We start from the raw sequence: 22699 nt of genomic DNA on the forward strand, positions 1-22699 counted from the left end.
AAATTGGGTAATGTTGAAACGTAAGACAGTGAATTAATGAAATGAGTTGACTTTATACAGATATCCCTCTATATGAGGGGTTTTTTATTGCCCTACATACAGCTGTAGGATGGAAAGTCATTATATGCTGTTTATATTTGTTTCATGTCTAAGCAGTGTTGCGATCAAATTTAATAATTAGAATAAAATACGACAAAGAATTACCATTGACTCCCATGTAAAATGTTGGTAGTATTTTATGGTGTTATCCAATAAATTGGTATAAAAGGGAGAGAGTCGTGAAGAAAACCATTTTGTCTACTTTGTCCTCCGCACTCATTGTTACCGCAATTCCGTACAATGCTTTAGCTAGTGTACCTAGTCAGGAGACAACATCCTCTGCCTCTAAAGTTGAGGAAAACAGCACGGAGTCCCTTGGCAATAATACGGATACCATCACAAAAGATGGAGTGAGTGTTACCTTCGTTGCTGGATCAGAGGATTCCGACATCCTCCAAGCAAATTCGAGTGTTCGTGCCGAGGCAGAAAAATTCCTCGCTAATCGACCTAATGCTAAAACGGTAGCTAACCCTGATACTTACACTCCCAAATCCGACCCTATCTGGGGAAATGCAACTATTGTATTGTCAAAGAAGTCAAACGATTATAAAAACACAGTTAAAAAGGATGTTGTTACATTTGTCTCAGTAGCTGTTACTAATGTGGTTGCGGCTGTTGGTGGAGCTTTATCCAAGAGTAAATACACGGCATTGGGCATTTCAGCTTTCTCCGGAACCGTATCTGGCTGGGTTAACAACCACGTGGATTACAAGTATACCTATACAACATTTTACAAAACATATAGTGATTACTACGGACGAGATGTATACTACTACGTAGAGGATATTTACGCAGACCCATACAGGACGATTTTGAAAAAAACTGTCTTAAGCGAACCCCACGTGGACGCAGGGTATAAAGTTTATCTCACTACTAAAGATTACTACGATCTTTAATTTTTCGAAATAAGTAGTAAGGCGGTGGCAATCTATGAAAACTCGCACCCAAAGATTTTTACTGACCATCCCTTTTACTCTTGCACTCCTTATGATTGCAATAAATATTAATACAATTTTATTTATTCTTGTTAACGCTCTTGTTGTTGGGCCTTTGTGCTATTGGGCGGGCCGAGGAACTAAAGAGGGAGAATAGGTCAACACTCCGTACATTAGGCAATAAATAAAAGCCCCGTCCAATTGGATGGGGCTTACATGTTTAAGATATTCGAGTGACGTACAATTTCACCTCAAATGATATCACGTCATTTTACTGAGACCTCCATAACAGCTCTTTGAACACCATTACGAAGATTCTCGTTAAATTTTACTTGAATTTCATGTGGACTATTTTCCCTCTCAAGCATTATTTTCGTAACAAAACTTACTAACATCCTCAATACCGTTGCAAAACTTACTGTTGTTAAAGGCAACGTCAAGAATGACTGCGGACATCCTTTTTATTTCTTGGCACATACATTCTTAGTACAGTGCTAAAATTTATTTTTGCAAAGGAGTAATATGAAAAAGAAAAAGTACTTTGTTTTGTTTATTCTCGTAGGCTTGATTGCTTATACATCCCTCAGATATGGAGGGGAGATATATTCAAATGTATATTTTTCGACTAAACTAGGTGAAATGGAAAAAAAGCAGCAGGAATCAGTTGATCTATCATCGTTTTACCCTTTTGACTGGGATCAATTTGTACATATCGGATCCTATACGAATGGGAAAGAAGTTAATACAATGTTAGGTAAAAAAGCAGTAGAAGATGACGAAATGTTGATTGATTATGAAAATGATCAGAAGCTGTTGTTTATAAAAAATGATAAAATTATTAAAGAGTGGTCCATGCCATCTATACAAGAGATTCAAGTGACTACTAATAGTGGTGGAGTTGTATCACGTGGTGATGCTTTGTTTGAAATTAAGAAAGTCGATGGCAAGCTTTTTTTAAAACAAGTTAAAAAGTAAGTTACGTATATTAATGTAGGAATGCATCTCTAAAATGGACGGGGACCCAAAATGCTTTGTTCCATTTAATATATAAGAAAAGTCCAAATTAGGTAATCTCAAGTTCGTAGAGGAGAAGTGGCTTCATGCAAAGGATAAAGTGGATGGTCCGGCAATTTCTTAAAGAGCCTTGGTGGTTTAAAATACTAATCATCATCACTTTACTTAGTACCGTTATTTTTAGCAGTTCTTATTTCTCGGATAACACTTATTATTCAAGCTTTGCCAAACTGTCTGCGGCTGTCTTTTTTGTCGCATATGGGGTTAAATTTAGGAGGAATCGGGTCATATCTCTGATCTTTTTTGTTCTAGCAGCAGTCTGTATCTATCAATCGTGGTACAAATTTTAAATGGGAACAAGCTTCGTTAAGTGATCCGACTGGACAAATCCGGGAACGGATCATTTTTTTTGTACAAGTGCTTACCAGAAATGAAAGAAAATCTTAGAAAGCTGAGACACTTAGTTCAGCTACACTGTTGTGTAAGCAACCCTATAATCTGAGTAAGCATTATCAAAATCTCAATGTCATTCCTTGCTGGTGCAAACCATGTGTTGGAAGGAGATATATAATATTTTGCAACGTTTGCTCCTATTGGTCCGCCATGACTATGCCCTTACCCACCCAATTATAACTGTTTCTATAGCAGGCAGGTACTATAAAAGTTAGAACTACTTCCCCACAGCCCGTTAGCATACAATTGACTTATTACCAAAACCGATCGATAGAGTCAATTTTTTCATAACGAACAATGGGAAGGTGACAGAATGAAAATTAGTAGGTATCTTCTTCTAGCATTGAATAGTCTATTGTCTTATTATGCTGGTTTGTGGGCTTATCAACTTGTTCTGTGGTTAGTCTGGGAGCAGACTATGAGTGAAGGAGACTTGCGAGCCGTTCAGTATTGGGCGGGACTTGCGTATGTAATCATCTTGGTTCCCATTTATCTTGTGATATGTTCCTATATTACATCCAAAATAAAAACGGGACTTTTGCGTTTCATTCTTTATCCTCTAAGTTGTGCGTTCATTTTTGTTCTTCCAACCTTATTTATACTTGCAGCTTTTGGAGGCGGAAGTCCCTTCTCGGCGGAATCGTTCTTGTTTTATGTGTTTTTTATTGCCACTGGCCTGGTGTTTGGGCTTGGGTATGCATTGATTACATTCGTGGAGCGAGTGAAAACAGGGAGATGAACGTCGTAATTTTCGGTTAATCTTCCGTGGCTTTAGGAGGCATTTTGAAGTGGTATCCGTTATAACGCAGGAAGATAAGGAGTGCCGTAAACGCGGTTCTTTCATTGGCGTTCTGAAAAGGATGGTTTTGGCCGAGAGGCTCAAACAACGCAGCAGCTTTGTTCCAAATCGTTGGATATGCATCTTTGCCAAATGTCGAGGACAGGGGGCGTGTAGGGCTGAATCAAGCAAACTGGAGGTTTTGACTCTGACTTGCTCTCCTGGACTATACCTCTGTATCATGGGACATTGAGATAGCGATAACCTTTTGAACGGTTATAAAGGATGATTGTACTCATCGATCTTTCTAGCTATGGGGTCTTCTCATATTCACTAATCACCTCAGATAAATTCTCCAAGAAATCCGCACTGATGCCTTCGGGCAACGATACTTTGGTCGCTCTTTTAATGACAATCTCCTGGCTGGCTTGATTAACATCAATTTGTACGGTATCCCCTTGCTCCAGACCAATCTGCTACCATGCATCTGTTAGTTGACATTAATTATTAATGATCCAATACCTCCTACTTTAAGGTTATTTCCAGTTATGATAGGAAATCAAACAAGCAAGCACCTGATGAACAGGAACTAGCTTGTCATTTTGAGGTATTACCGTTTTTTCCTATTTACTATTACCCAGCATAAATAAAGAATAAAAAAAGTTATGCTTACAATTAGGAGGGCATACGCCATAGTACCAATAAATATACTCAGAGTTAAAGGTTAAGAAGTTACCAAAATGTTAGTTACTCTCCATTCCCAACCAAATCAATAATCTCCCTTATATCGCTGATGCCAAGTGCGTCGGCGATTCTTTCTATGTGATTAAAATTGATGTTGGTGCGCTTGCCGTTGGAAAGCTCACTTAGCGCGGCATGTCTTACATCAGATAAACGGGATAGTTCTCGTAAAGAAATACCTCTTTTCTGGGCGAGTTCAGGAATCTTAATTACAATTTTCTTAGACAATAAAAAATCCTCCTTCAAGCCTTGCTATACGCAAAAACGTAACATATAATAAATAATGAACTGGTACGCTAATGCGTATAATCTGAGTTGCTGGAGGTAATTTATGCATGTCCTCACTTCACTGGCGGAACAACTCCCTAATTCACCGTTTCGATAAGCTTGCAGATGAGACCGAGACCTCAATGTTTTTTCAACCTATGACAGAGCAGCTTAGTGTCTTAGAAATGGAATTTCTACACTCTCTTGAACCCGATCAGCGAGCACTTTTTCGAGAGTGGCAGGACAAGGAACTGACTCTGGGATACATGAAAAAAGAGTGGATTTACGTTAGAGGCGTGCAGGACGGTATCCAGATTTTGTCCCAGCTTTACAGCGAATGACTGTTAGATTTAATCTTTGTCGGCAGTCTCAACCAAATCGATAATCTCCCTTATATCGCTGATGCCAAGTGCGTCGGCGATTTTTTCTAGGTGACTGAAATTAATGTTGGTGCGCTTGCCGTTGGAAAGTTCGCTTAGAGCGGCATGTCTTACATCGGACAAACGAGATAGTTCTCGTAAAGAGATGTTTCTTTTCTTGGTGAGTGAGGCAATTTTGATTACAACTTTCTTAGACATAAAAAGTCCCTCCTTAAAGCCTATCTATACGCAAAAACGTAACATATAATAAATCTTTATCTGGCACGCTATTGCGTATAATTTGAGGTGCAGGAGGTAATTTATTCATGACTGACTGGCATAACAACTCCCTAATCCACCGATTCGATAAGCTTGCAGACGAGGCCGACGCTTCGACGGCTTTTCAACACAAGGAAGTTATTCTCCCCTTGTTAGGGATCATTTTGTTTATTTCGGGGCTCTTTGTGAAAAGCGACTGAACAGCTCAATGTCTTAGAAATGGAATTATTACAGTCACTTGAACCCGACCAGCAAACGCTTTTCCGAGAGTGGCAGGACAAGGAACTGGCTTTGGAGTACATGAAGAAAGAGTGGATTTACGTCAAAGGAGTGCAGGACGGCATCAAGATTATGTCCCAGCTTTATAACGATTGACTGGCAGGTCATGTTAGCTCTTAGTCAACCAAAAGGAAAAGTTTCGCAATCACATATACTGCTCAAAGCCTCGTTCTCATTACCGCACAGGTATCGGGACCTAGGCTTATTTTGTTTTGTACCCTCCAATAAAGGAAATCCATGGAATTTTAGCGAATGATGTCTTATATCGTTTTATGAATGAGGAGATACGTATGTTTGCTAAACTACGGGCACTTTTTGCCAAGCCAGCCCCGGAACCACCCCAAAAGAAAGCTAAACGTGCACCCGCCGCGAGACGACCCAAAATGGAAGCCACCCGGATCGGGGAACTGGGGGAGCACAAAATCAATATTCAATTGGATCAGCTTCCAAAGGAATGCCGTTATCTGAGCGATCTGCTGATTATGAATCCCAAGTCACGGTCGGGGTACTCCCAAATTGATCATTTGGTCATTTCTCCTTATGGGCTTTTTGTCATTGAAACGAAGAATTACAACGGAGAGATCAAGGGCGAGCGTAAGGATCGGTACTGGAGTGTAAGCAACCGGTTCAAAATGTACAATCCGCTGATGCAGAACTACGGGCATATCAAAGCGGTAGAGCTGCAAATTCCGGCTTACAAGCAGATGAAGTTCATTTCGGTGATTTCGTTTACGATGCGGTGCCGGTTTAGCATAGATCCGGAGCTGCGGAAGATTCAGTCCGATGAACTTATCGTGTATGATGTTGAGATTTCAGAGTTTATCGAGCGAAAGATGGTTCGCATGAAGGCAGAAAATCCGGAACCGCCGCTTTTGGAAAAGGATATTAGGAGGATTTACGAGCTGGTCGCGGCAGCGAATATTACAGACACCAGGATTAGAGCCGAGCATATCGCGAAAAGCAAAAAAGCTTAGTATTCGTTAGATACGAGCAGCTACATTTTACAAACGGGGGTATACAAAGATGACCAAATGGTGGATGGTACGCGCAGGAGATAACAACGAGTTGATTCCGGAGTGGCAAGCGAATAAAATTGCTTCGATCGGCTGGCCGCATTTAGGAGATCCCAGGAAGTTTGCATTCAGAGAGAAGTTTGTTGAACATAGTCATGTGATCTATGCGGACCAGAAGCCGGGGACGCGGCTCTCTTGGGCGGGTCAAGTCTGGCGGTATTACAATGAGTTTGTCCTGAACGATCGGGTGATTACCTATTCCAGAGAAACCAGAGAGTACTTGCTGGGCAGAGTGACCCAAAAGCCTGAACACAGACCGGATATCGATCCTTTGTATCCCAATGTGATGTCGGTTGCTTGGGAATCTAAACGAATCTCACGCGACTTGCTCTCACAAGGGGCCAAGAATACGCTTGGCGGCACCATGACTATTTTCCGGGTGGATGATTGGAAGCAGGAGCTCTTAGGGTTGTTTAGCGGTACGCACACCGAATCGGTGGAAGCTACCGTTCAAGATGAGCAAGAGGCGGGCGGAGTTTAATAATGAAGCGTTTGTAGAACAAGCGAAGACGTTGATTGAAGACCGGGTGGACAAGCTTGATCCGTGGGATATGCAGGAGCTGATCGCAGGTCTGCTCCAAGCGATGGGTTATCAAACAAAGGTCAGCCCAAAAGGCCCTGACGGGGGAGTGGACGTTCTGGCTCATCGCGATGCGTTCGGGTTCGAGAAGCCGATCATCAAGGTGCAGGTCAAGCACAGACGTTCCGCCAGCGGCGGACCCGAGGTGCGGCAGCTCATAGGGGCAAGTCCTCACGGAGCGAGTTGTCTGTTCGTGTCTACAGGTGGTTTTACGGCGGCAGCCAGGACCGCGGCGCAGCATAATGGCGTCAAGCTGGTGGATTTGGCAGGCATCGTTGAGCTGATTAACGAGTGGTACGACAAGATGGCGGTGGATAAGCAAGCTTTGGTTCCTTTGAAGAGAATTTATGTATGAGTACTCTTGAGAGAGTGCTTTAATTTTTGTAAGTGCGATATAAGAAAATTTAACTTTTAGATAGCTTTGTTTACATGATTGTGTTCTATATATGAGTGATGGATTGTATAAAAAAATATTGGATAAAAATGTTTAATATGGTAACATATAAGTTGTTGCAGAAAATTTAATATATTGGAGAATTTTATGGTTAGGTTAAGGAAGTTGAAGGCTTTGTTTTTTACTTGCGCCGTTACAACGTGTATTGTCCCAACAGTGTTTGCGGCACCTACTAATTTTATATATTGTGATAATGATGCAGCTTCGGGTTGCACCACAAGTCCTTCTAATATGAGTAGTATGGATTGGGTGTATAAGTCCAATACAGGATATACCGTTAATAGTTGGGCTAATGACCATAGAGTTTCTGACCGAGTAAGGAATACAACAAGAACGGATTATGAGTGGTCAGTTCCCACAGATGGAGCTAAGTGGTATGATTTACAGGTTTATTTATACAGTAGTGAGTTTGATAACAGAAAGGCTCAGTATTGGCAGAGTGGAGATTATGTCGGTTCTATCGATCAGTATTTAGCGCCGGCGGGTTGGAATTATGTAGGAACGACGTGGGATTATGGTACTGCTACAGTAACCTTATCATCATTGGATTATTACCCCAACTCTACTTTTTCCAGTAGAACAGGTGCTGATAGAATTAGGTTAGCTTATTAAAAAAATGGAGGTTTTAGGGTGAAAAAGAAATGGTTAATCGGTGTAACTGCAGCCGTAATTGTTGTGTCCGGTTCTGCATATGGAACTTTTGCAAATTATTCAGTCTCAAGTTCTTCATTGAATAAAGTTAATGCTGCATCTTTGAGTATTCAGGAAAAAATGTTGAATTCCATTGATCTGTATGAAAATGTTAAAGGGTCCTATCATGTCTATATGGAACCGTTAAAACAGGATTCAATTGTTGAATTCAATATTCAGCAAGGAAAAAACCCAGGCAGTTATGTGAAAATAAAAAATAAAAATGAATCAGCTGTAACAGAGGTTATTTCAGATGGCGTAAATCAAGTGAGTTTGAATGAACAGGAAAAGTCTTTTAGTAAGGTCAAACTTCCTAAAATTAAATCTTTGAGCTCGGAGAAGCGTTCTTACAAGGATGCAGAGGGAAAGCCCGTATATATTCATAGACAAGATCCTGCTGGTAGTTTTGCAGCACATGAAGTGGTCTTTCCGCAGAATTATGCTTTTTGGTTAGTGGACCCGGCGAAGTATCAAATAGTGGGGGAAGAAGTTATTCTGGGACGCAGCGCTACAGTTATTCAAGGAAAGTTGGACAGCATGATGGCTGAAAAGCATAGGGCTACGGAATTTAAATTTTGGGTGGACACACAGACTGGTGTAATGTTAAAGCTGGAAGAGAAAGATCAGCAAGGTAAAATCACTAATTCGATTAAAGTTCTCTCGATTGAATTTGATAAAGGGATTGACCGTGAAAAGCTGCAAATTCAAGTTCCTGCGGGATGGAAAGACAACTCCATCCAAGTAGAAAAAAAGGCGAAATAGCAGTGTAAGAGTTTAGTGTTCATACTAAACCGGATGAAGTGATTAATAATAGACTTTGAAGAGTGAAATGAAGAGAGGAGCAGGAATACACGGCTTCTCTCTTTTTTGTTATACATGTTATACAGATGTTATGAAAAATAGTACGATTATAACATTATCCTCCTTTTATGTTAAAATTATATGTAAATCTATAGATCGTTATTGAGTTTATGTAGAGGGGGATCGAGATGAAGAACAATTGGGTAACTGTCCTGTGCCTACTAGCTGTAGCTTCTATATTATTTGGAATCTGGGGAAAAGGAATAACTCCTAACGCACCTTCAATTGGTTATATTCTCGTTATTGTATGTATGACTTCCGCTTTCATTATCAATCTGGTGAAAATCAGAAAATCAAAGCGGTAAGTTCTGTTGGTTTCACAAGTCTAAATGTATGACTTTTACAGGAATATAGTTTGTCTAGACGTGGGTTCAACTTTTACCGTAATAACCATAAAGGTCTATCTAGGAAAACTTTTGAAACTATAAGGAGAAAAGCGTGCAAAACAATTTATTGATTAAGTTTTGTTTACTGGGAATATTCATTTCTCTAGTCGTTATTGCCTTTAAACCGGCTCAACAGACAATGGTACCCCCCAGCCCAATCATTCCTTCTACGACAATCGTCCGAAATGATATGATTCAAGTTGCACCGAACATTATTGCTGTAAGGGATGATGGAACAAGTACGGGAATACCAGGCCAGCTTTTAATATTCGAGTATGATCAAGCGGGCAAAGCGTTTAGATATAGCGGTACTACCCTGAACGTTCAAGATTATTTAACGGATCCGGAAAAATACGGAGTACCGAATAAAAAGACAAAATGAGCTGCAACTGGTTAAATAGACCCTGGGAGGCCCAACGATGATCCGTAACAATCTGATTTCGCTTGGAATCCATCTGTTCATTCTGTTGATGTCGGTTCTTCTTATTGCTGCGGAGAGTAATCCGGTGTACCTCTTTGTTGTAGTGCTGCTTGCTTTTGCCGCATACTTTCTGCTGGGTTACCAATTTCTTCAACCTAAGAACATGGGGATGATGAATTTTCTCTCTGTGGGTCTGGTGAGCCTGATTGGTTTATTGATCGGACTGTATTGCTGGCTGGTTCCCGGTCAGATGGGGTTTAATTGGATGATTTTTTTAGCGTATAACGTACCTTCCCTCGTGCTCGCACAGATTTTTCAATTTTCTCCGAATCCTGCTGGAACACTTTGGTTCTTCCTTGTACCTTCCTTATTGCTCTGGTTGTCTTTGCAGGTAAAGGATCTCCGCAATAGACGAAGAGTAAGGAGCAGCGAAACAATGAAACAGTGAGTGAGGCGCGAATGAATGAAGGAAGTGAAGTAAGTGAATGAAGAGTGAAGTGAGCTTTCCCTGGACTAATAGCAGGCCCCAAGAGTAACAGAACAAATCATTAACTAAATAGTGAATTGTTTCCCCTAAAGGCGACCCTGAATTCTTCAGAGTTGTCTTTTTTATTTTGCAATCCGCCTCCAAAGGTCAAAATATTTTCAAATCGGTCAATGGAGTTTCTTATATGTCCTTCCGGGGTTCGGTACAATACGTGTAACTGATAAGAAGAAGGTGACAGGATGAAGCTGGCGAGGTTAGGCGTTCTTATCGATGAAGCGACGGTGAAGAAGCGCCAGAAATGCGGCGTGAATGTGTTCGAGTGTTACATAGAAGAAATTCTTGAACATGCGGGAGTAGCGTTTACGGTGATCGCGGACAGCGGCGCGCTGGACACTTCCATGTTCGATATCGTGATTGCTTCGGTCGTACCGGAGAACGATGCGGCAGCGGACTTGCTGTGGGATTTTGCGCAAGCCGGGGGGACGCTCATCTCCTACGGCGGCCTTGGACCGTTTGCCAAGCGGCTTGGCTGCACGCAAGGGGCGCGTCCGGGCACGTGTTATGCCCGGCCGCCGGAGTTCCATGCGGTGCCGGCGGCTCTGCGGTGCTTATCCGCTCAGCCGTGGCACGCGGATAAGGAAGACTCCGGCACGGCGCACGGAGAACTGCACGCAGCCTCGCCTCATGGCGAGCTTAGCGGTCCGGTGCTGCACTCCTTTGCGGTCGGCAAAGGGACGATTCATCGATGGGCGGTAGATATTCCGGCCACGGTTGTCTATTTGCAGCAAGGGAGGGGACCGGTCTACCAGGACGGCATTCCGGCTCCAGATGGAAGCGCTAACATTGATGAGGGTATCCTGAAAGCGGATGACGAAATCAGTTTCGACTGGCAGTGGGACCGCAGCAGGACGGCGACGGGAATGCCTTATTTTGCTTATCCTCATGCGGATTATTGGAGGGAGATGCTCCTGTCTCATCTGATTCGGTGTGCACTGGCGACGGGACGGTCGCTTCCGCTGCTGGATTATTGGCCGGAGGGAACGGGGCGGGTGGCGCTGATCTCGTTCGATAGTGATTTTAATGAGGACGAAAGAGCGATCATCACGCTGGACGTTCTGAAGGAACTGAAGATCCCGTCCACTTGGTGCATGATCGAGCCCGGTTATTCTGCTCAAGTATATGAGCGGGTACAGGCGGAGGGGCACGAGCTGGCTCTGCACTACAATGCTCTGGAGCAGGAGAACGGCATTTGGAGTCTGGAGGAATTCACGCGCCAGCGGCTGTGGATGCAGGAGGCGACGGGGGTGAAACAAGTCACTTCGAGCAAAAACCACTATACGAGGTATGAAGGCTGGGGAGAGCTGTTCCGCTGGTGCGAGGCGAACGGCGTTGCCGCCGATCAGACAAGAGGACCGACAAAGCGGGGCAATGTGGGATTCTTGTTCGGGACGTGCCACCCGTATTTTCCAATCGCCTGGTGTGACGAGGGGAACCGGAGATACGATGTGCTGGAAATCGGATTCCTGACCCAGGACATGAACCACCCCAGCTTGTCCGATACGTCCGTGATTGAGCCTTTTCTGGAACAAGTTGCGAATGTAGGGGGCGTGGGGCACTTTCTTTTTCACCAGATTCATATCCACGGTCTGGAGCCGGTGCGCCAAGCCATACGCGAGGTTGTGCAGCAAGCGAGTCAGATGGGATTCACATTCTGGACCTCGAAGCAAATCAATGACTGGCAGCGGGCGAGAAGAAAGATACAGGTGACCGGCATAGATGAATCCGGACGGGTTCAGCTGGAGCGTGCGGGCGTAGAGGAATCTCTGGCGGTATGGCTGCCGGTCAGCGAAGCTGCGGAGACCATTGAACCCGGAGAATCCCGAGCCATAGAATCCAGAGAACCCAGAGAACCCAGAGAACCCAGAGAATCCAATGAGATTGTATACCGATACGGCATTCCTTGTATCAAGCAAGTCGAGCACAGCACTTGGGAGGAGCGGAATACGGATGAATAGAGCAGAATTAGCGATTCACGGCGGCAGTAAGGTCAAGACGACGCCTTTTGGAACGGGCAAGCGGTTCGGATTCGAAGAGGTGTCGGAGCTTGTGGAGGCGCTGAATCAGAATACGCTTTTCTATCATTTCGGCGGCAAAGTAAAGCAGTTTCTTCATGACTTCAACGAAATATACGGTGTCCGCTACAGTGTGGCGGCGTCTTCCGGGACTGCTGCTATCCATGTGGCGCTTGGAGCGGCCGGCATAACGGCCGGGGACGAGGTCATTACAAGCCCGATTACGGATCAGGGGACGCTGATCGGCATTCTGTACCAGAACGCGATTCCCGTCTTCGCCGACCTCGACCCGCATACGTACAACATGGACCCGCACTCAATCGAGGCGCGGATCACCGGGCGGACCAAAGCCATCGTGGTTGTTCATCTGGCAGGCAATGCGGCTGATATGGACCCGATTATGGAGATTGCCCGCAAGCACAAGCTTAAGGTCATTGAGGACTGCGCGCAAAGCTATCTGACGAAGTATAAAGGCAAGCTGGTCGGCACGATCGGCGATTACGGCTGCTTCAGCACGAATGATTTCAAGCACATTTCGACCGGAGATGGAGGGCTGGTGACGGTCAATTCCGGAGATGAGAAGGACTATCATGTGACGCATGCTTTTGCGGATAAAAACTACCAGCGCTTCGGCAGCAGCGTCCAGCGCGATCTGCACCATCTGGCGCCGAACTACCGGATGACGGAGCTTCAGGGCGCGGTCGGTATTGCGCAGTTGAAGAAGCTTGGGAGTATATGCGAGCGCAGGCAGCAGTACGGTGACCGTATTACGGCGGAGATCGGCGGCCTCCCCGGGATTGAGCCTCACGTGGTGGAGCCGGGCAACGAGTGCACGTACTGGTTCTACATGTTCCGGTTGAATCTCAGCGAACTGAGCTGCACTCGTACGGAATTCTGCAAGGCGCTTGAAGCGGAGGGGATTCCGAATATGGAAGGGTACATTCCGGATGTGGTGTATATGCAGCCTTTATTCCAGAATAGAACGGCGTATCCGGACTCTCATTATCCTTTCGAGCTGACCGGAATGACGTATGAAAGAGGGCTTTGCCCGAACGCGGAGAGCATTCTGCAGACGGCGGTGCGGCTGCCGGTCAATGAATTTTATACGGAGAAGGACATCGGCGAGATGATAGCGGGTATTCACAAGGTCGCTTCCTTCTACGGGAAACGATAGGAGGGCGGGCTTATGAACACAAGCAGCAAGCTGAAGCTGGGCATCATCGGACTGGATACTTCGCATGCGGCAGCGTTTACCGAGCTGCTGAGCCAGGAGAGTCACCGCTATCATGTGCAGGGCGGCATCGTCACCGCAGCATACCCGGGTGGTTCCGGCGACTTCGAGCTGAGCCGCTCCCGGGTACAGGGCTTCACGGATGAGCTGCGGCAGAAGTACGGCGTCCAGATTGTAGACTCCCCGGAAGAGGTGGCCCGGCAGTGTGACGCCATACTGCTGGAATCCGTCGATGGGCGCGTGCATCTGGAGCAGTTCCGCCGGATAGCGGGCTATGGCAAGCCGGTATTTATTGATAAGCCGTTCACGGTGGACGCCGCCGAGGCAGCCGAAATTATCCGGCTGGCGGAGGAGAGCGCTGTGCCTGTCATGAGCAGCTCCGCTCTCCGGTTCGCCGAGGGAGTGAGGCAGGCGCTCGCTGCAGATGAACTCGGACAGATTATCGGCGCGGACTGCTACGGCCCTATGGAGCTGCAGCCGACGCAGCCGGGCCTATTCTGGTACGGCATCCACAGTGTGGAGATGCTGTATACGTTTATGGGGCCGGGCTGCTCCGAAGTAACGGCTGCGATGACCGAGCATCATGATGTCGTCACAGGTACATGGAAGGATGGCCGCATCGGCACGATTCGGGGCAACCGCTGCGGTAACATGACCTTCGGCGCGATGGTGCATAGGGAGCAGGGCTCCCGGCCGGTCGATGTTTATGCGCACGATAAGCCGTATTATGCCAGCCTGCTTGAGCAGATCATGCCCTTTTTCCATACGGGAGTGTCTCCGGTGACGCTGGATGAGACATGGGAAATCATCCGTTTTATCGAAGCAGCCAACGAAAGCCGGTTGAGCGGTAAGCCGGTCCGGCTGCGGTCTTAGCGATGTCTGTCTACCGCAGGGAACTTGCTTCGTTAACCGCAGAGCTTACGGACTCGGTGCAATGGGCATCCAAACGCGCAGCTATTCTGCAGCAGTGGCTGGAGCTGATGGGCGGCCTGCCGGAGCGGGTGCCGGTCCGTATCGACTGGCTGTCCTCTACATCCGAAGCTGCCCATACCCGTCATCATATCCGCTATGATACGGTGCACGGCGATCAGGTCACCGCGTACCTGCTGGTGCCGCACATTGCGGACGGCTCCGGGGCGCAGGCGCCGCTGCCGGCCGTGCTGGCCCTGCACCCGACTGCGGATGCGGGCAAAGGAGACATCGCGCTGGCTTCGGGAAGGGACGGCCGCAAGTATGCGCTTGAGCTGGTGGGGCGCGGATATGTCGTGCTGGCCCCGGACAGCATAACGGCCGGGGAGCGCCGGGAGGCAGGAAGCGGCTTCTTCCATACCGGGGCTTTCTATACCCGTCATCCCGAGTGGTCAGCCGTAGGCAAGATGCTGGCTGATCATCTGCAGGGACTGGATCTGCTCTGCAGCCTGCCGCAAGTGGATTCGGAGCGGATCGGCGCGATCGGGCACTCGCTTGGGGGCTACAACGCTTATTTCCTGGCCGGTGTAGATGCACGGGTGAGAGCTGTCGCCGTCAGCTGCGGTCTCTCCACCTTCCATGGAGATCCGGAACCGGAACGATGGGGAGTGCGGAGCTGGTTTACCCACCTGCCAGAGGTAACGGAGGCCCTTGCGCAGGAGAGGCTCTCCTTCGATTTCCATGAAATCGCCGCACTGGCTGCCCCCACGCCGTTCTTCTGCTGGATTGCCCAGCAGGATCCATATATGCCCCACTGGCAGGAAATCGGTGAAGCTGCTGCAGAACTGCGCCGGCTGTATGAATTCCTGGGCTGCGGGAGCAGGCTGCAGGCCGTCATCGGCACCTCGGGTCATGATTTTCCTGAACCCGTGCGCGAATGGGCCTACAATTTCCTGGATCACTGGTTAAGAAGTTCAACTTAGCCGGATGAGGTTGCCGCTTCTGAGTCACAGGTGCGAACGAGAGCTGATTCTCACCCTAATCCTGCCTGGGCTGCTGAATGCCTCCCGTACAGGTCTTTTCCCGAAGTATAGCCAAACTCACAAATACTCAAGACGAAAGAGGTGGTCTCCTTGCAGATTCATCCGCGTTCTCCTTCGGCTCCCGGCGTCAAGCGGCCACGGTTCAATAAGCAGCGGCTGCTCGAGAATGTATGCGGTTATGTGTTTATAACTCCGATGCTCATAGGAGTTACCATCATGACCCTGCTGCCGATTATTGCTTCCTTTTTCCTCAGCTTTACGGATTGGAATTTCCTGCACGGCTTCAAACGCATTGATTTTATCGGTTTGCGTAACTTCGAGCGATTGTTTGCAGACAGCATTTTCTGGCAAGCGATGAAGAACAATCTGATCTTTATGCTTGTCGTGCCGACCACTCTGGCTCTGTCACTCCTGCTCGCAGTTATCATTAATAAATATGTGTACTTCAAAGACATGTTCAAGGTCATTTATTTTATGCCCTATATCTCCAGCGTCGTGGCCGTAGCCATGGTGTGGCAGGTGCTGTTCCACCCTTCCTACGGTCCGGTCAACCAGATGCTCATGTCGATCGGCATTTCGGACCCTCCGAAATGGATTGCGGACGTCAATTTTGCGCTCCCGTCGATCATGATGATCATGATCTGGGTGTCCATCGGCTACAATCTGATTATTTATATTGCCGGGCTGCAGTCCATACCGGCTGAGCTTTACGAGGCTGCGGAGATGGACGGCGCCAAGCCGTGGCAGCAGTTCCGCAGCATTACGCTGCCGATGCTGTCGCCGACGACTTTCTTCCTTCTGATTACCGGACTGATCGGGACGTTCAAAGTATTCGATCTGGTCCAGGTACTGACCGGAGGCGGCCCGGCTAACTCCACCTCCGTCGTTGTGTTTCATTTGTACGAGACCGCATTCGTTCATCTGAAAATGGGCTATGCTTCTACAATGGCCCTGGTGCTGTTCGTCACTATTTTTCTCATTACGCTCATTCAATGGTATGGCCAGCGCAAATGGGTGAACTACTAGGAGGTGAAGCCAAATGACATTCCGGAATCTCGATATCCGCAAAGTCATCATGACCGCGATTCTGCTTGTGATCGGATTTGCGTTCCTGCTTCCATTCCTCTGGATGGTGTCGACTTCTCTGAAGCCGGAGGCAGACGTGTTCAAGTATCCGATCGAATGGATTCCGAAGCAGTGGCAGGCCGTGCAGAACTATTCGGAGGTGTGGATGGGCCAGTACCCGTTCTACCTCTTCTACTGGAATTCGATCAAAGTGACCGTACTCACAACACTTTGCTCCCTCCTGTTCTCTTGTATGGCCGCTTACGCATTCGCGAAGATTGATTTCAAAGGGAGAGAAGCCGCTTTCCTGATCGTACTGGCCACCTATATGATCCCGAGCCAGGCTATTCTCGTTCCTCAATTTATTATTTACCGCGAACTGAGGCTTTTCGATACCCACACCGGCCTCATATTGCTTAACAGTTTCAGCGTTCTCGGAACTTTCCTGCTCCGCCAGTTTTTCCTGGGCATTAACAATGAATATATAGATGCGGCCAAAATGGACGGCGCCGGACACACCCGTATTTTTTTTACGATCGGCATTCCTCTGGTCCGTCCGGCCATCGCCACCTATGGTATACTGCGGTTTATCTGGACTTGGAACGATTACCAGAATCCGCTCATATTCCTGCGGTCGGAGCATTTGTTCACGCTGCAGCTCGGTATCCGTAAATTCGCGGACGCCTATGGCGAGTTCTATTCTCTGATTATGGCCGGCTCGGTTATTGCGATTGTTCCGCTCCTGCTTGTTTTCCTGATCGGGCAGAAGCAGGTGATCGAAGGGATTTCCCTTGGCGGGGTCAAAGGTTAACGATCGGGCGATGGTTTTCCCTGTGCATCCGTTACCCGGTGTACAGCAAATATAAAGCGCATACAAAACTAATTTAGAGGGGAAATGATGATGACGATGTCCATGAAAAGATGGTTTTCCTTCACCGGCCTGGTTTTGGCGATTTCTTTAGCGGCCGGCTGCTCGCCTGCTCCGGAGGATGGATCTTCATCCCAAGGAAACACGCCGGGCGGTCAAGTCAAAATTAAGTTCCACGCAGACGGCATCTCTTTTAAGAAGGAGGATCTTGAGCCGGTCATTGCTAAGTTTCAGGAGAAAAACCCGGGAATTCTCGTCGAGTTTATTCCGCTGAATGAAGCGAATGCGGCGGACAATGTCAAGAAGATTGATCTGCTGTCCGCTTCGGGCGAACAGCTGGATGCGGTTCTGCTCCCGGATGACCGCAGCTATGCCCAGCGCTCCGCCAACGGCCTTCTTGAACCTTTGAATGATCTGATGAAGAAGGAAGGGATCAAATTCGACGACGAGTACAAAGTCGATACTTCGATTGACGGCAACTATTACGGGCTTCCGGGTACGTTCCGGCAATATTTTGTCATTATGAACAAGAACCATCTTGATGAGGCCAATTTGCCTGTTCCTAAAGACTGGACGTGGGATGAATATCTGGATTATGCCAAGAAAATGACCAAGGGTGAGGGAGCGACGAAGCGCTACGGCACTTATTTTCACAATTGGATCGATTATTTCCTGCTTGGCCTATGGAATCAGCCGGAGAAGAATGACCTTGTACTTGCCGATCATACCGTCAATATTGACCATCCCGGCATTAAGAAGTCGATGGAGATACGGGCTCAAGCGGAGCACGTAGACAAATCGGCCACACCGTACGTGGATATCATCTCGCAGAAGCTTACGTATCGTCCGCTCTACTTTAACCAGCAGGCGAGCATGATGCCTACCGGTTCCTGGATGATCGGCGAAGTGGGCGGAGGTAAGGAGTTTACGGCGAACTTCAAGACCGTTTTTGCTCCAATGCCTAAGAATAAGAAGGAAGATCCGAATGGGTATTCCTTTATGAATGCGAACTTTGTGGGCGTTGTTTCCACTTCCAAGCATAAGGAGGAATCGTATAAATTCCTGCGTTTCTTCACAACCGAAGGTATTCCGATGATGAAGAAATATTTGTCTTCGTGGAAGAAGGAAGATACGGCATCTGCCATTGATTTAATGATCAACGCTTCCAAGAACCCGGAGATGGTGGACAAAGAATCCCTCTTGTATACACTGGAGAATTCCAAGTCGATTACAAGACAAATCCCGGTCGCTTATACAGAGGAAGTCAATAAAGCTTACTCGTCCGAATTTGAACTGATGCTGCTCGGCAAACAGAATATTGAGAAAGCGCTTGCGAATACATCCAAGAAAGTGAAAGAGATTGTGGCGGCTAACAAAAAATAGCCGGATGCGCTTGGCGCATAAAGGTGGTAGAGTGAACAGTAGAGAGGAGCCGACAGGCTCCTCTTTACTAACTAATGATGAGCTGCAGGTGTAGCGTATGACATTATTCCAGTTTCTGCGTCAATTAAGCATACGGCAAAAGCTGATTGTCTCTTCCATTATTTGTCTGCTGCTGCCGGCTGCGGTTATTTTGACTTTCTCCAACCGGAATACGGAAGCAGTCGTACAGCGTCATGTCATTGATAATGCCCTGGGCACCTTGGATGTCATGGAACGCTATATTGTGAATACCGTGAATAAAATGATTTATGTCTCCAATTACATTCAATTCGACAGTGAAATTCAATCCATTATTATGCAGCAGCAAGGCGGGCAGCCGGTCAGCGGAGAAGACCGTTTTGTTGAGCATTTTCTGAATAACCGTAAAATAACGAATAAGCTGGAGAACATCTCGTTTCCCGGTGAAAAAACCCACATCACGATTCTGCTGAACAATGGAACGAGCTACACCAACTATTCACACCTCGATTATGACCCGAACCGTTTTTTTCGGGAGACCTGTTTTGAGAAGCTGACTCAGATGCCTTCTTTTGTTACCTATTGGATCGGCACTCATCCTTCTTATCTCGCCTCCGACAAGGAGAAGGGACGGTATCTTATCACGATCGCCAACACTATCAAAAGTTTTTCCTCCGAACCCTACGGTTATCTGATCGTCAGTATGAATGAGGAAAAAATTAATGAAATTTTTACTCAGAATAAAATGGATCAGGAACATATGCTGCTGGACTCTAAAGGGACGATCCTCTCCCATTCGGACAAAGCAAGGATAGGGCAGCCTTTTGCGTACTTCAGTCAGCTTGGGGACAAAGACGGATCCAATCTGATCAAGGTTAAGGAAGAGGAGCATCTGCTGCTTCAGCGCAAGCTCCCTTATTCGGATTGGATGCTGGTAAGCCTGGTGCCGTACAGAGCGGCCGTGGCTCAGATTAACACCGTACAGGGGACTAATTTTCTCCTGCAGGCGCTGTTCTTCATCGTATTCCTCCTTATTCTGGTTACGCTGGTGAGGCAGTTCACGAAACCTCTGTACCGGTTTGGACGCGTCGTTTCCCAGGTGGAGGCCGGTAATCTTGAGGTCCGCACCGGCATTACAGGCCGGGATGAAATAAGCCGGCTTGGTCATTCCTTCGACCGGATGCTGGACCGCATCGAGGAGATGCTCCGGCAGGTGACGCTCGAACAAAGCCGCAAGCGCAAAGCGGAGCTTGAAATGCTGCAGGCGCAGATCAATCCGCATTTTCTGTTCAATGTGCTCAACTCGATCCGGATGCGCATTAAGCTTAAAGGCGATGAGGAGAATGCGGCCTTGATCAGCTCGCTGTCGTCTCTGCTTAGAATGACTATCAACCGCAACAATGAATGTATTCCGCTGCATGAAGAAGTGGAGACCGTCGCCCATTATTTTCAGCTGATGAACTTCCGGCTTGGCGAACCGATTGTCCTGGAGACGGATATCGAACCGGAGACAGCGCTGGCTGAGCTTCCGCGGTTCATTTTACAGCCGATTCTGGAGAATTCGCTTATTCATGGCTTCCGCGATTATCCGGGCACCGTAATGATTTCGGCTTGGAGGCAGGAGGATAAACTGATGATGCAGGTTAGCGATACAGGGCGGGGTATGGGCCCGGAAGAACTGGAGCGTCTGGAGAAGAAGTTGACACAAGTTGCGGAGACGGGGGATGAGCTCTCCGTGAAAAGAGGGCTGTCCGGTATCGGTTTGAATAATGTGATCGAACGGTTGAGGCTGATTTACGGGGACCGGTTCCGTTACAAGATAGACAGCCAACCCGGCAGAGGAACGACCATTACCTTGCAAATCCCTTTAAAAAGCGGTGAGAATTATGCTTAACGTCATGCTGGTGGATGATGATTATCCGGTGCTGGAATTTCTGAGTCAATCGGTTCCGTGGGAATCGCTGCATATGAGGGTGCAAGGCGTATTCGAGAGCGGTGTCAAAGCGCTGGACGCAGCCAAGGTATCCGCTCCGGACATTCTGATTACGGATATCGGGATGCCGCACATGAACGGGCTGGAGCTTATCGCAAAAATGAAGGAGGACTGCCCGCTGCTAAAGGTCGTCATTCTGTCGTGCCATGATGACTTTAACTACGCGCAGCAAGCGGTAAAGCTTCATGTGAATGATTATATCCTGAAAGAAAAGATGGAAATCGAGGACATCGTTCAACTGCTCCGCAAATTCGCAGATCAGCTTGAAGAAACACAGACCGCGAGCCGGAAGGTGCAGCGGCTGCAGCAGATTACCAAGGAAAGCCGGCTCGCTATCCGAAGCCAGTTTCTGCAAACCCTGCTGTATCATCCTCTCTTGTTCCCGGAGCAACTGACGGAGCAGGCGAGGGAGTATGGCATTGAGCTTGCTCATAGCGGGTATTTGCCGGTTCTTTGTTTCATTGACCGGTTTGTCGAGACGCATAGGCGTTTTGTATCCAAAGATAACCTGATTTTCGCTGTAGAAAATGTGATGGAGGAACTGATCTGCGAGTCCGGGGGTATGGTTATCTTCCGCCCGTCACCCGAGCATCTCCTTCTGCTTTTTCCAATTAAGACGGCTAAACTCTCGACTAGCGGACTGAATGATGCGGAGGAGACACTCCGGAAGATCCAGCTGTCGCTGCTCCAATATTTGCGCGTGCGGGTGACGTTCCTGATCGGGCAGCACGGGCAGGACATCCAGTCGCTCAAGGAGCGGATATCCGGGCTTCTGGAAGGAGCGGAGGAAGCGAGATTCTATGCGGGAAGCGGCCTGATCACAAGATACAGCCGGGCAGCCTATACGGCGGAAGATTTATTCACGCATTACTCTACTGCTCTGGAGGAGCTGAAACAGGTCGTGCTGGAGCAGGCGGCAGACCGGGTGGATGCGGTGACCGGCAAGTGGACCGGTGTCATCATTCAGGAACGCTACCATCCCCGGATCGTGAAGGAGTGGTTCCTGAAGATGATGCTGGATTTGCAGCTCAAATTCAAGTCGCTTCAGCACTTTCAATCGGGCTATTCACTTGAAGTGCTTCATCAGTCGATTCTGGAGGCAGAGACGATCGAGCAGCTTCGGGAAATGATTATTTCCCTGCTGCATCGTACGTTCTCGGTGATGGAGCATATTTATAAACAGCCCCAGCGTAAGGAAATCGCGGAAGCGCAGCTTTACGTGCTCCGGTCCGTGAACCGCAGGATTACGCAAGAAGAGGTCGCGGAGTACCTTCATTTGAACCCGAGCTATTTCAGCCGGCTGTTCAAAAGGGAAACCGGCGAGAACTTTGTTGAATTCGTTACACGCACCAAGATGGAGAAAGCGAAGGAACTTATTGACCAGACAGATGTCACGGTGGCGGAGCTGGCGGAACTGCTCGGTTATGACAATAAGAGTTATTTTCTGAAATGCTTTAAGAACTATTCCGGGCTCACACCAGGCGAATATGCGGGTAAGGTCCAGAGGAGCACGTCAGGTAAAGCGAAGTGAAATTGCAAGGAAGTTCCGCTTTAGGCCCCTATCCTGGTATAGGGGGATTTTTTTTGCGTGTGAATCAGAAGGGGCAACAATGTGAGCTTGAACGGCATCGGGGACTCTCTTGTCCCGTCCGTGAGTTTTTCTTTACTCTATCGCACAATGAAGCCGCGAACTACAAGGCAACCACTCCTGAAATCAATGTAAAACTCCCCCTTAACTCTATACATCTGACTCTATACATCATTCTTACAGTAAACACCATTAAACATATACGTTCTAAACAGGATACATTCATCTTCGGCAATTCCTTGAGGACTGTGTTTAAGGCAATTGGAGAACTAGCCGTGCTGACCGGTCACCGTTAAATATAAATTTTGTGCCTTTTCCCCGTTAAGGGGGATTTTTTATGGATTGAAATCTTTTATAATAAGGATTATCTAGT

23 protein-coding genes are annotated in these 22699 nt (G+C 47.4%); 20 read left to right on the top strand and 3 right to left on the bottom strand.

Annotation, left to right across the window (positions count from 1 at the left end):
• Positions 1–278: 278 nt before the first annotated feature.
• Positions 279–995, top strand: coding sequence for a hypothetical protein (locus EDM21_RS15955; protein WP_166542045.1), 717 nt, complete (start codon positions 279–281; stop codon positions 993–995).
• Positions 996–1556: 561 nt separating this feature from the next.
• Entirely contained in the window at positions 1557–2009 is a 453-nt protein-coding gene (locus tag EDM21_RS15960; RefSeq protein WP_157337000.1) for a hypothetical protein, read from the top strand.
• Positions 2010–3256: 1247 nt separating this feature from the next.
• On the opposite strand, the gene EDM21_RS15965 is transcribed toward EDM21_RS15960, so the two are convergent.
• The 3 genes from EDM21_RS15965 to EDM21_RS15980 all read right to left on the bottom strand — a co-directional run bounded on the left by EDM21_RS15965 (position 3257) and on the right by EDM21_RS15980 (position 4865).
• Entirely contained in the window at positions 3257–3445 is a 189-nt protein-coding gene (locus EDM21_RS15965) for a type II toxin-antitoxin system death-on-curing family toxin (protein ID WP_420850670.1), read from the bottom strand.
• Positions 3446–4026: 581 nt separating this feature from the next.
• On the bottom strand, positions 4027–4248 hold the full coding sequence (locus EDM21_RS15970; protein ID WP_157337002.1) for a helix-turn-helix domain-containing protein: 222 nt from the start codon (positions 4246–4248) through the stop codon (positions 4027–4029).
• 389 nt (positions 4249–4637) lie between these two features.
• On the bottom strand, positions 4638–4865 hold the full coding sequence (locus tag EDM21_RS15980; protein WP_157337006.1) for a helix-turn-helix domain-containing protein: 228 nt from the start codon (positions 4863–4865) through the stop codon (positions 4638–4640).
• A gap of 107 nt (positions 4866–4972) precedes the next feature.
• Between EDM21_RS15980 and EDM21_RS25055 the strand changes: the two genes are divergently transcribed.
• From EDM21_RS25055 to EDM21_RS16060, 18 genes are all read left to right on the top strand, one after another.
• The gene (locus tag EDM21_RS25055; protein WP_235918226.1) at positions 4973–5125 is read left to right on the top strand and encodes a hypothetical protein; all 153 of its coding nucleotides are present in this window, start codon (positions 4973–4975) and stop codon (positions 5123–5125) included.
• Between the two features lie 19 nt (positions 5126–5144).
• Entirely contained in the window at positions 5145–5300 is a 156-nt protein-coding gene (locus EDM21_RS25060) for a hypothetical protein (RefSeq protein ID WP_235918227.1), read from the top strand.
• A gap of 194 nt (positions 5301–5494) precedes the next feature.
• On the top strand, positions 5495–6178 hold the full coding sequence (locus tag EDM21_RS15990) for a nuclease-related domain-containing protein (protein ID WP_157337008.1): 684 nt from the start codon (positions 5495–5497) through the stop codon (positions 6176–6178).
• A 49-nt stretch (positions 6179–6227) separates the two neighbouring features.
• Positions 6228–6758 carry a restriction endonuclease gene (locus EDM21_RS25400; protein WP_338043998.1) on the top strand — a complete coding sequence of 177 codons (531 nt, stop codon included), beginning with the start codon at positions 6228–6230 and terminating at the stop codon, positions 6756–6758.
• A complete protein-coding gene (locus EDM21_RS25405) occupies positions 6733–7212 on the top strand; it encodes a restriction endonuclease (protein WP_338043999.1) in 480 nt (159 codons plus the stop codon). The genes EDM21_RS25400 and EDM21_RS25405 overlap by 26 nt, the downstream gene beginning before the upstream one ends.
• Before the next feature lie 204 nt (positions 7213–7416).
• A complete protein-coding gene (locus EDM21_RS16000) occupies positions 7417–7923 on the top strand; it encodes a hypothetical protein (protein ID WP_166542046.1) in 507 nt (168 codons plus the stop codon).
• Between the two features lie 18 nt (positions 7924–7941).
• On the top strand, positions 7942–8763 hold the full coding sequence (locus tag EDM21_RS16005) for a sigma-E factor regulatory protein RseB domain-containing protein (RefSeq protein ID WP_157337011.1): 822 nt from the start codon (positions 7942–7944) through the stop codon (positions 8761–8763).
• A gap of 537 nt (positions 8764–9300) precedes the next feature.
• Positions 9301–9630, top strand: coding sequence for a hypothetical protein (locus EDM21_RS16010; RefSeq protein ID WP_157337013.1), 330 nt, complete (start codon positions 9301–9303; stop codon positions 9628–9630).
• 37 nt (positions 9631–9667) lie between these two features.
• Positions 9668–10117: a hypothetical protein gene (locus tag EDM21_RS16015; protein ID WP_157337015.1), complete on the top strand. Its 450-nt coding sequence runs from the start codon at positions 9668–9670 to the stop codon at positions 10115–10117.
• Positions 10118–10395: 278 nt separating this feature from the next.
• Positions 10396–12171, top strand: coding sequence for a polysaccharide deacetylase family protein (locus EDM21_RS16020; protein ID WP_157337017.1), 1776 nt, complete (start codon positions 10396–10398; stop codon positions 12169–12171).
• Positions 12164–13402: a DegT/DnrJ/EryC1/StrS family aminotransferase gene (locus tag EDM21_RS16025; protein ID WP_157337019.1), complete on the top strand. Its 1239-nt coding sequence runs from the start codon at positions 12164–12166 to the stop codon at positions 13400–13402. The genes EDM21_RS16020 and EDM21_RS16025 overlap by 8 nt, the downstream gene beginning before the upstream one ends.
• Before the next feature lie 12 nt (positions 13403–13414).
• Entirely contained in the window at positions 13415–14332 is a 918-nt protein-coding gene (locus tag EDM21_RS16030; RefSeq protein WP_157337021.1) for a Gfo/Idh/MocA family protein, read from the top strand.
• Between the two features lie 2 nt (positions 14333–14334).
• On the top strand, positions 14335–15351 hold the full coding sequence (locus EDM21_RS16035; protein ID WP_157337023.1) for an alpha/beta hydrolase family protein: 1017 nt from the start codon (positions 14335–14337) through the stop codon (positions 15349–15351).
• A gap of 150 nt (positions 15352–15501) precedes the next feature.
• The gene (locus EDM21_RS16040; protein WP_420850668.1) at positions 15502–16437 is read left to right on the top strand and encodes a carbohydrate ABC transporter permease; all 936 of its coding nucleotides are present in this window, start codon (positions 15502–15504) and stop codon (positions 16435–16437) included.
• Positions 16438–16450: 13 nt separating this feature from the next.
• The gene (locus EDM21_RS16045; protein WP_157337025.1) at positions 16451–17287 is read left to right on the top strand and encodes a carbohydrate ABC transporter permease; all 837 of its coding nucleotides are present in this window, start codon (positions 16451–16453) and stop codon (positions 17285–17287) included.
• Positions 17288–17377: 90 nt separating this feature from the next.
• Complete coding sequence (locus tag EDM21_RS16050) at positions 17378–18727, top strand: ABC transporter substrate-binding protein (protein WP_235918228.1); 1350 nt, start codon at positions 17378–17380, stop codon at positions 18725–18727.
• 97 nt (positions 18728–18824) lie between these two features.
• Entirely contained in the window at positions 18825–20639 is a 1815-nt protein-coding gene (locus tag EDM21_RS16055) for a sensor histidine kinase (RefSeq protein WP_157337029.1), read from the top strand.
• Entirely contained in the window at positions 20632–22269 is a 1638-nt protein-coding gene (locus EDM21_RS16060; protein ID WP_157337031.1) for a response regulator, read from the top strand. Before EDM21_RS16055 ends, EDM21_RS16060 begins: the two co-directional genes overlap by 8 nt.
• Positions 22270–22699 lie beyond the last annotated feature (430 nt).

The sequence above is a fragment of the Paenibacillus lutrae genome (genome assembly GCF_009757775.1).
Classification (GTDB): domain Bacteria; phylum Bacillota; class Bacilli; order Paenibacillales; family NBRC-103111; genus Paenibacillus_F; species Paenibacillus_F lutrae.